This is a genomic window from Vibrio ordalii ATCC 33509 (genome assembly GCA_000257205.1).
Lineage (GTDB): Bacteria > Pseudomonadota > Gammaproteobacteria > Enterobacterales > Vibrionaceae > Vibrio > Vibrio ordalii.
Genome location: AEZC01000172.1, coordinates 65,124 through 73,813, shown reverse-complemented (window position 1 = coordinate 73,813; position 8,690 = coordinate 65,124). Strand labels below are relative to the sequence as shown.

The window sequence follows — 8,690 nt, the reverse complement described above, 5'->3', positions numbered from 1 at the left end:
CCCATTTTTGCTGTTTTTTTTGATTTTCTATTTGTTCGAACAGAAAAAAGCCAAAAGACGCTAAAAATCGACTTTTCATTTACAATTTTTTAAAGTTATCACTAAAAAGAGATACTTTTTGCCAGTTTGTGTACTCAACTTCTTTTGAGGTGTCAGTTTCACCGCCAGTCAATGACATGATGAAACGAATCATCACCTTATCGAAAAAGTGATAACGTGGATAGTAAAGAGCACCAGCGAAAACTCCGATTAGCTTGGGTTGCCATGCTGATTTACTGAGAAAGGTTTTAATATAGACACTTCCTTCTGGAGTATCTTTACCCTGCGCTTCTTTTCTTGCAGTTAAGTTGACACAAAAGAACGCCGCTTTAGCGAGTGCTAATTGCTCGGCATGTTTTTCTATAAATTGATAAAGCTTTTTATTTAAATGTCCGTAGCGAATAGAAGCACCAATTAAGACTCGATCGTAAAGAGTTAAATCAATATCCTCAATTTGATGTAAATCGGCAAGTTCGCAATCAAACTCAGAAAGTTCCTCTTTTATATAGTTAATAATTTTCTTGGTTTGACCTTCACGGGAAGAATAGAGAAAAAGAGCTTTTTGCACGGGATATCCTTAACTGCGCCAAAACGTAGGGGTAAGCAGTATTAATAGTGTAAAAATTTCTAAGCGACCAAAGAGCATCGAAACAACCAATACCCATTTTGCACTGTCATTAACATCCGCAAAATGTACGGAGACTTGACCTAATCCAGGCCCTAAGTTATTCAATGTTGCCGCGACGGCAGAAAATGCACTCAGTTCATCCATTCCTGTTGCGATCAATGCCAACATACACACCACGAAGACCAGTGCGTACGCTGAGAAAAACCCCCAAACCGCGTCAACCACTCGCTGTGAAAGAGCACTTCCGCCCACCTTAATCGTATACACGGCTCTTGGGTGGATAAGGCGTTTCATCTCACGAGCACCTTGTAAGGTAAGCAATAAGATACGGATCACTTTCATGCCACCGCCAGTTGAGCCCGCGCAGCCACCAATAAATGAAGAAAACAGCAATAATACAGGTAAGAATAAAGGCCAATCTGCAAAACCCGTAGTGGTAAAGCCTGCCGTCGTCGAAATGGATACCGTTTGAAATAGCGCCTGATCAAAAGCGTCATAAAAAGAATCGTAAGTGTGATGTTCGAGCAAAATCGAAAAGCAAATCGCAAACAAAATCACCTGAATAAGAGCAAAAGCTCTAAACTCTGGATCTTTAAGATAATATTTTGGATGGACACCACCTGTCGCAAACGCCGCGTAATGGAGCGTAAAATTACAGGCTGAAATGAGCAAAAAAACAACCGTAATTAAATTGATCGCATAGCTATCAAAATACCCCATGCTTGCATCATGAGTCGAAAACCCACCAATAGCAATCGTAGAGAAGCTATGGCAAATCGCATCAAATAGGGTCATCCCTGCTGCCCAAAAAGAAGTCGCGCAGGCAACCGTTAAGCTTAAATAGATGTACCAAAGTGCTTTGGCGGTTTCGGCGATTCTTGGAGTGATTTTAGTATCTTTGACCGGGCCTGGAATTTCCGCTCGATATAACTGCATTCCCCCAATTTCCAATACTGGCAAAATGGCCACCGCTAGAACGATGATCCCCATCCCACCAAACCATTGTAAAAACTGCCGATAGAACAAAATCGCTTTAGGTAATTCATCTAACCCAACAATGACGGTTGCTCCGGTGGTGGTTAATGCTGAAAACGATTCAAAAAACGCATCAGTAACCGATACATTAGGGTTATCCGCTAACCAAAATGGTAATGAACCCGCACTACCGATAACCGTCCAAAACAGTACAACGATCAAAAAACCGTCTCTGGCTTTCAATTCATGTCGATAGCGGCGGTTTGGAAACCAAAAAAAGCCACCACACATCAACAAGACAAAAAAGGTCGTGACAAAAGGCACACCTGCACCGTCGCGGTACAGCAAAGCCACCAGCGCAGGGGCAAGCATAGAGACACTAAATAGCGCGAGCAAAAGCCCGACGATACGAATAATAGATCGAATTTGCATTGCTTTTTCTGAAGCGAAGCTTCTGACTTCCTAATTATTTTTTATAGCGGTCACTACAGCTTTTGCACCGCTTTTATTAATGATAGTTTGAGTAAAAGCATCAAGATGGCGCAATTCTATCTCAACAAGAAATTTAACCTGTTCTTTATAATCGGCTTCGACTTCTAATGCTTCATACTGCGCGATGATGGATTGAGCAATCGGCACAAAACCGTAGTCTAACGTTAGGGATAATTTTGTGGTGATTTTTTTCTCAATAGTTTGAAGCTGCTTGAGTGCTTGTTGCACTCCGCCACCATAAGCTTTAACTAATCCACCAGTACCAAGACGAATCCCACCATAATAACGAGTGACGACGGCCGTTAACTCCCCGACACCCGATCCGGCTAGCTGCGCCAATATCGGTTTGCCCGCCGTCCCTGATGGCTCACCATCATCACTAAAACCCCATAACATCGAATCTTCCGGTCGTCCGGCAACAAAGCCCCAGCAGTTGTGTCTGGCATCGCTATGTTTTGCCTTTATTTGCGCAACGAACGCTTTGGCAACATCTACACTCGGAGTGTGGGCCAAATAGGTAATAAAGAGGCTTTTTTTAATTTCCTCTTCAAATTGGGTAGGCAAAACTGGAATTAAATAAGGTTGTTCGTTCATGTGAAATCATAGATCGAGCGGATCGCAAGAGTGTAACACGTGCACTTAAAAAAGCAGCGCTGATCTCCATTTGCACTCAATGTTAAACAGTTGTCTAAAAAATGTATTGAAATTAAACAATCCTCAGGTCAAACTAAACATACTGGTCAAACCAGAACCATTAATACAACAAAAACTCTCACACACGATCTTAAGGTTGTATGTCACGGAGATAGACAATGATTTACCAAGCCAACACCCTACAGGTAAAGGAATTACAAGATGGTATTGCGGAGTTGCGTTTCTGCTCCAAGGAGTCAGTGAACAAACTTGACCTTGCCACTCTTGAATCGCTCAACCATGCACTTGATGCCCTAAAAGCCCACCAAGGACTGAAAGGCCTTATTCTTACTTCCGATAAAGAATCTTTTATTGTCGGGGCTGATATCACTGAGTTTTTAGGCCTCTTTGCTAAACCTGCGCAAGAACTCGACCAATGGCTGCAATTTGCCAATAGCATTTTCAACAAACTTGAAGATCTACCCGTTCCGACACTAGCCGCTTTAACAGGGCACGCGCTAGGCGGTGGATGTGAGTGTGTACTCGCTACCGATTTCCGTATTGGTGACGCGACCACCAGCATAGGATTACCGGAAACAAAGCTTGGTATTATGCCGGGGTTCGGTGGCTGTGTGCGTCTGCCTCGTGTGATTGGTGCCGACAATGCTATGGAAGTGATCACTCAAGGCAAAGCATGTCGTGCTGAGGAAGCCCTTAAAATTGGGCTGCTCGATGCGATTGTTGATAGCGACAAACTGCTTGAGTCAGCACTCAAAACCATTACATCGGCCATCAATGAAACCGTTGATTGGAAGATGCGTCGCCAGCAAAAAACGTCCACGCTGACACTCAGCAAATTAGAAGCCATGATGAGCTTCACCATGGCCAAAGGCTTGGTTGCACAACATGCCGGACCTCATTATCCAGCGCCAATAACGGCTGTTATTGCAATAGAAGAAGCCGCGCGCTGTAGCCGTGATGAAGCATTGGCCATTGAGCGTAAACACTTCGTTAAGCTCGCTCATTCTGAAGCGGCGAAATCCTTGGTCGGTTTATTCCTCAACGACCAATATATTAAAGCACTGGCAAAAAAAGCGGCCAAATCAGCCAATAAAGAAACCGGCCGAGCGGCGGTACTTGGTGCGGGTATCATGGGCGGCGGCATTGCTTATCAATCGGCAATAAAAGGCGTGCCTGTTTTGATGAAAGATATCGCTCAATCGTCCCTTAATTTAGGTATGACCGAGGCATCTAAGTTACTCAACAAGCAGCTAGAGCGCGGAAAAATTGATGGTTTTAAAATGGCTAGCGTGCTCGCATCGATTACGCCTAGCCTGCATTATGCTGGGATTGAGCAAGCGGATGTGATTGTTGAAGCTGTGGTTGAAAACCCGAAAATCAAAGCCGCGGTACTAAGTGAAGTCGAAGCCAATGTTGGTGAGGATGCGGTTATCACCTCGAACACCTCAACCATTCCAATCAACCTACTGGCCAAATCACTCAAACGTCCAGAAAACTTCTGTGGTATGCACTTTTTTAACCCAGTACATCGTATGCCATTGGTGGAAATTATTCGTGGTGAACACACTTCCGATGAAACCATCAATCGAGTTGTCGCTTACGCGGCCAAAATGGGTAAATCCCCCATCGTGGTCAATGACTGCCCTGGGTTCTTCGTAAACCGCGTACTTTTCCCTTACTTTGGTGGCTTTAGTTTATTACTGCGCGATGGCGCTGATTTCACTCAAATCGATAAAGTGATGGAACGTAAGTTTGGTTGGCCAATGGGCCCAGCTTATCTTCTAGATGTGGTCGGTATTGATACCGCTCACCATGCACAAGCAGTAATGGCACAAGGTTTCCCTGAACGTATGGGTAAACAGGGCCTCGATGCTATTGATGCACTGTTTGACGCCAATAAATATGGCCAGAAAAATGGCAGCGGTTTCTATCAATACACTTTAGATAAGAAAGGCAAACCGAAGAAAACTTTCTCTGAAGAGGTCCTCACTGTTCTTAACGTAGAATGTGGTGATAAACGTACTTTTGACGATCAAACCATCATTGAGCGCATGATGATTCCGATGATCAATGAAGTGGCACTCTGTTTAGAAGAGAAGATCATCGCCTCACCCCAAGAAGCTGATATGGCGTTGGTGTACGGCTTGGGGTTCCCTCCTTTTAGAGGCGGCGTATTCCGCTATCTCGATAGTCTTGGTTTACAAAACTACGTTGCAATGGCAAGCCAATACCAAGCATTGGGCGCGATGTATCATGTACCTCAACTGCTGCTTGATATGGCAGAAAAAGGCGAGACCTTCTACGGTGCTCAACAAGCAAGTTCTATCTAAGGAGAGATGTCCAAATGACTTCACATAAGAGAAATGTCGTAATTGTTGATTGCCTACGCACCCCGATGGGTCGTTCAAAAGGTGGGGCTTTTCGTCATACTCGTGCGGAAGATTTATCTGCACATCTGATGAAAGGCATTTTAGCCCGTAATCCACAAGTTAACCCAAAAGAGATCGAAGATATCTACTGGGGCTGTGTACAACAAACCTTAGAACAAGGCTTTAACGTCGCGCGTAATGCGGCACTGTTAGCTGGCTTGCCGATTGAAATTGGTGCCGTCACCGTTAACCGTTTATGTGGTTCATCAATGCAAGCACTGCATGATGCCACCCGCGCAATTATGGTTGGTGATGCTGAAATCTGCCTTGTGGGCGGCATTGAGCATATGGGGCACGTACCGATGAACCATGGCGTTGATTTCCATCCCGGCATGTCAAAAACCGTTGCCAAAGCTGCGGGGATGATGGGGTTAACGGCTGAGATGTTAGGTAAAATGCACGGCATTAGCCGTGAGCAACAAGATGCCTTTGCCGCTCGTTCGCATCAACGCGCTTACGCAGCAACCGTTGAAGGCCGCTTCAAAAATGAAATCCTTCCCACCGAGGCTCATGCTGAAGATGGTACTCTGTTCACGCTGGATTTTGATGAAGTGATCCGCCCGGAAACCACTGTTGAAGGGCTAGCACAGTTACGTCCTGTTTTTGACCCAGCCAACGGTACTGTAACAGCAGGCACCTCATCGGCTCTGTCCGATGGCGCATCGGCGATGTTGATCATGAGCGAAGAAAAAGCCAATGCGCTTGGCTTAAAGATTCGTGCGCGCGTGAAATCAATGGCCGTCGCTGGTTGCGATCCTTCAATTATGGGTTACGGGCCAGTTCCGGCAACCCATAAAGCGCTACAGCGTGCAGGCCTCACCATGCAAGATATGGATGTGATTGAGTTAAACGAAGCGTTTGCAGCTCAATCTCTACCTTGCGCGAAAGATCTCGGTTTGCTTGATGTGGTGGATGAAAAGGTTAACCTAAATGGAGGGGCGATCGCACTGGGTCACCCTCTCGGGTGTTCTGGCACGCGCATATCCACCACACTGATTAACTTGATGGAAGCGAAAGACGCCAAATATGGTCTAGCAACGATGTGCATTGGTTTAGGCCAAGGCATTGCGACTATTTTTGAGCGCCCATAACCATTCAGTTTTCCTTCTCACTGAAGAGTTTTTTAAGAGCCAGCACTGCTGGCTCTTCTTATTAGGTTATTTAGCTTGAAGCCAATCACGATAAAGTTGATCGCTATTGCCCAGATAATTTACCATCCACTCGATCAATTTATGATTATCATCTTTGCGCCACACTAAACAGCATTGACTAAGCAGTTTATCAACGGTGAGAACCCGTTCAACCAACCCACCATCAACAATCAAAGGTTGTGCAATGTGTCTTGGCATGTAGCCCACACCGACTTCATTTTTTAAGCATTCAATCGCACTATACCAATTCGGTAAAAGTAAGCGCAGTTGCTGCGGGTAGTGATCCGTATGCCGCTTGGGTAATACACTTGACGTGTCATCCAAACAAATCGCCGGGAACTGACTGACAAAATCTTCGCTTAAATAGGGCTCTTGAGCACAAGGGTGATGAGGAGACATTACAAATGCCCAATCCAACACGCCCATGTCACGCACTTCAAAATCACCACCGACAGGAATCGCAGAGGTTGCACCAATCACAATGTCAGCTCGACCTTGCGCAATAGCTTCCCATGAGCCATTAAATACTTCCATGTTGATTTGCAGCTCAGCAAACTCAAATGTGCGATAAAAATCTTCCACCAGCGGTTTCATTTTGTCGAGTTTGACCACGTTATCAAGCGTCAATTTTAGCGTTTTCTGCCAACCATGCGCCGCGCGTTTAGTTTGTGAACGAATCTCTTCCATTTGCCTAAGCAACTGGCGAGCCTCCACCATAAACAGCTCACCAGCGGGCGTCAGTTCGACCTTTCTAGGTAAACGGCGAAACAGCAGCACATCCAAATCTTGTTCGACTTGGCGAACGCCGTAGCTGATCGCTGACGGCACTTTATGCAAAACCTCCGCAGCGGCAGTAAAACTACCCAGCCGAGCGACAGTATCTAGCATTTCTAATGAGGATTTAGAAAACATAAGCCTTCAATTTTTTTGATGAATAACCAACAAATTTAGCGTTTCATTTAATATTAAACGAAAAATAGAATAGATGAGTAGATAAATTAAGGTTGGCATAGATTAATGCTGGCCAAATATTGATTAATTTTTTTGAATGGTAATAAAAATGAAAGCATCAAAATTACAGTTGCTGTACTTAGCCGCGCTCTCTATGCTTGGCTTCATTGCCACAGACATGTACCTCCCTGCCTTTAAAGCGATGGAAATGGACTTTGCCACTGGGCCAGAACAAATCGCTTTATCACTAACAATATTTCTAGTGGGCTTGGCGTTAGGTCAACTAGTATGGGGCTTAGCTTCCGATAAATATGGTCACCGTAACACTTTAGCGGCTGGCCTAGTTCTCTTCACCTTGGCATCATTTGGTTTAGCTTTTAGCGAGCAGGTGTGGCAATTATTAGCGTTGCGCTTTGTGCAAGCTTTAGGGGTGTGTGCTCCCGCAGTGATCTGGCAAGCAATGGTAATTCAACGCTACCCAGCTAAAACAAGCCAGAAAATATTCGCCACAATAATGCCTTTAGTCGCACTTTCACCAGCGCTTGCACCTCAATTAGGCGTCTTACTGGCCGATAACTTTGGTTGGCACAGTATTTTTGTGGCATTGACATTAATGGGAATTGTACTTGTCGCCTGTACTTTTGCTCAAAAAAATGAGCAATCACAACCCAAACAAACCTCAATTAAGCAAGATATCAAAGCTCTGCTCAGCACTAAAACCTACTTGGGTAACGTGATGATGTTTGCTTGCGCTTCTGCGGCCTTCTTTGCTTACTTGACTGGGATGCCAGAAATTATGGCACGCCTTGGTTATGCCGCTAAAGATATCGGTTTAAGTTTTATTCCTCAAACGATCGCTTTCATGGTTGGTGGCTACTTAGGTAAGGTTGGAGTGAATAAATTTGGTGACGAAAAAGTGCTCAAGCAGTTGATTGGCCTCTTTAGCGTTGCCACTTTATTAGTATTCATTGCATCACAGTGGCAACTGACCTCCATTTGGCCAATTTTGGCACCGTTTTGCTTAATAGCAGTTGCCAACGGAGCGCTTTACCCTATCGTCGTGAACCGCGCACTATCGAGTGCCAAACAAAGCCCAGCCACTGCAGCGGGTTTACAAAATAGCTTACAAATCTGCGTTAGTAGTTTAGCCAGCGCATTGGTCGCAACGTTGGCCAGCCAAGCACAAATGGTGACAGGTATTGCAATTATGATTTGTATGGGCGGGTTATGGATAGGCTATATCGTCTCGAATCGCGAACTTTCTCAACACTTCACCGCACCAGATAATGCGCGTGTGGTCAGTGATGAAGAGTAATGATTTTTAATAATAACTGATATAAAGAGCCGCTCATCATGAGCGGCTGTACTTAA

Annotated in this window: 7 protein-coding genes; 3 read left to right on the top strand and 4 right to left on the bottom strand. The window is 44.9% G+C overall.

Features of this window, described 5'->3' with window-relative positions:
- Nucleotides 1-79: 79 nt before the first annotated feature.
- From hemG to VOR_RS0112135, 3 genes are read right to left on the bottom strand one after another with little or no spacing between them, the layout of a single operon-like run.
- A complete protein-coding gene (gene hemG, locus VOR_RS0112145) occupies nucleotides 80-607 on the bottom strand; it encodes a menaquinone-dependent protoporphyrinogen IX dehydrogenase (protein ID WP_010319977.1) in 528 nt (175 codons plus the stop codon).
- A gap of 9 nt (nucleotides 608-616) precedes the next feature.
- On the bottom strand, nucleotides 617-2,074 hold the full coding sequence (locus tag VOR_RS0112140; protein ID WP_010319976.1) for a TrkH family potassium uptake protein: 1,458 nt from the start codon (nucleotides 2,072-2,074) through the stop codon (nucleotides 617-619).
- 30 nt (nucleotides 2,075-2,104) lie between these two features.
- A complete protein-coding gene (locus VOR_RS0112135) occupies nucleotides 2,105-2,728 on the bottom strand; it encodes a YigZ family protein (RefSeq protein WP_010319975.1) in 624 nt (207 codons plus the stop codon).
- Between the two features lie 218 nt (nucleotides 2,729-2,946).
- Here VOR_RS0112135 and fadB point away from each other — a divergent pair, with 218 nt between their 5' ends.
- Nucleotides 2,947-5,118, top strand: a complete 2,172-nt coding sequence (gene fadB / locus VOR_RS0112130; RefSeq protein ID WP_010319974.1) for a fatty acid oxidation complex subunit alpha FadB — start codon at nucleotides 2,947-2,949, stop codon at nucleotides 5,116-5,118.
- A 14-nt stretch (nucleotides 5,119-5,132) separates the two neighbouring features.
- Nucleotides 5,133-6,308, top strand: a complete 1,176-nt coding sequence (fadA, locus tag VOR_RS0112125; protein WP_010319973.1) for an acetyl-CoA C-acyltransferase FadA — start codon at nucleotides 5,133-5,135, stop codon at nucleotides 6,306-6,308.
- A gap of 66 nt (nucleotides 6,309-6,374) precedes the next feature.
- On the opposite strand, the gene punR is transcribed toward fadA, so the two are convergent.
- Complete coding sequence (punR, locus tag VOR_RS0112120) at nucleotides 6,375-7,280, bottom strand: DNA-binding transcriptional activator PunR (RefSeq protein ID WP_010319972.1); 906 nt, start codon at nucleotides 7,278-7,280, stop codon at nucleotides 6,375-6,377.
- Nucleotides 7,281-7,428: 148 nt separating this feature from the next.
- Here punR and punC point away from each other — a divergent pair, with 148 nt between their 5' ends.
- Complete coding sequence (gene punC / locus VOR_RS0112115; RefSeq protein ID WP_010319971.1) at nucleotides 7,429-8,634, top strand: purine nucleoside transporter PunC; 1,206 nt, start codon at nucleotides 7,429-7,431, stop codon at nucleotides 8,632-8,634.
- The last annotated feature ends 56 nt before the right edge of the window (nucleotides 8,635-8,690 follow it).